1 protein-coding gene is annotated in these 1,090 nt (G+C 45.3%); it reads right to left on the reverse strand.

The window, feature by feature from the left end; translation table 11 throughout:
• The coding region (locus AAEY79_RS14140) for a phosphoenolpyruvate carboxylase (protein ID WP_352288848.1) at positions 1 to 1,090 on the reverse strand (1,090 nt) is incomplete at both ends.

Genomic DNA, 1,090 nt, shown 5'->3' on the forward strand with positions numbered 1-1,090 from the left:
CCTCAACATCAAGCTCATCATGATTGATGACGCCTGTAACGTCTTTTTGTCTGGCACGTTTTAACAACTCGATTTGTATATAATTAATTGGATCTAAATAAGCATCTCGCCATTCAAGGGAAGCGGCAAGATTCTGCTGATGCGCTAATAACGATGTCTGGTTAAGCAGGGAATTTAAACCAGAAGAGGTCAGCTGGTGCTCATCGATGACCGCTTGCATAATTTTTTCACGTAACGCCTCATCGTCACATAACTGGCTATAAGCCTGAGCGATATTCATCTCAGATTTGGTAAAAGCCATTTCGATATTGCTGATAAATACGCTAAAAAATGGCCAATGCTTATTCATCTCTCTCATTAACTCTTCTTCCTCTTTAACGCTCTGTAACGCACTGCCGACGCCATACCAAGCAGGTAAGGTGAAACGCGCTAATGACCAGCCAAATACCCAAGGAATTGCCCGTAAAGTCGTTTTGCTCGGCAAGCCTTTTTTGCGATGCGCGGGACGTGAGCCGATATTTAATAAAGAGATTTCCTGCACTGGCGTCACTTGTGAGTAGAACTGATAAAACCCTTCGGTATGGTCCGTAAGCGTACGATAACTTTGTTCACCCGCATCGGCTAGACGCGCAAAGAGTGCTTCATAATTTGGTAGTTCAGGCGGTTGCACCACAAATCTTGTTGAGCACGCTTTGAGGGTACCAGTGATGCCCATGGTTAGCTCAAACACAGCGGTATCGGTGTTGGCATATTTGGCATAAAGGACTTCACCTTGCTCAGTGACTTTAATTTCTCCATGCAGTGTCCCTGCGGGCTGAGCGGCAATTGCATTATGTGTTGAGCCGCCACCACGACTGACAGAGCCACCACGGCCATGAAACAAGCGGGTTTTGATACCATATTCCTCAGCGATACGGTTAATGGTTTGCTGCGCGCTATACAGCTGCCATGCAGAGGTGATAATACCGCCATCTTTTGATGAATCTGAATAACCCAGCATGATTTCTTGCGTGTTATCTAAGTGTTGCAGCAACCCTCGATAAAGCGGATTATCCAAGACGGCAGGTAAAATCTTATCGATATTTTTAAG

The sequence above is a fragment of the Psychrobacter sp. GW64-MNA-CIBAN-0177 genome, from assembly GCF_040309585.1.
Lineage (GTDB): Bacteria > Pseudomonadota > Gammaproteobacteria > Pseudomonadales > Moraxellaceae > Psychrobacter > Psychrobacter okhotskensis.